The following is a 271-nucleotide window of genomic DNA, read 5'->3' on the forward strand; positions in this document are numbered from 1 at the left end:
TCGCTGAGCTGCTTGGTCAGAAATATACCGTTGCGTTAAACTTAGCTCCGGCAACCCCTGAATGGCTTGAAGCTGTTGGTGGGTCGCCGATGAAATTAGGTTTAGATTTACGTGGTGGTGTTCACTTCTTAATGGAAGTGGATATGGGCGAAGCTATTCGTAAAATGGAAGAAGCTAAGATAGCTGATTTCCGTAGCCAGCTTCGTGAAGAAAAAATTCGTTATGCTGGTATTCGTAAAACCCCTAAAGGAATTGCGATTAAGTTTCGAGA

1 pseudogene is annotated in these 271 nt (G+C 43.5%); it reads left to right on the forward strand.

The features are described from left to right. Positions 1-271, forward strand: a pseudogene (gene secD, locus AAEY78_RS13155) (protein translocase subunit SecD); the annotation flags it as partial.

The organism is Psychrobacter sp. 16-MNA-CIBAN-0192 (assembly GCF_040309565.1).
In the GTDB taxonomy this organism is placed as follows: Bacteria; Pseudomonadota; Gammaproteobacteria; order Pseudomonadales; family Moraxellaceae; genus Psychrobacter.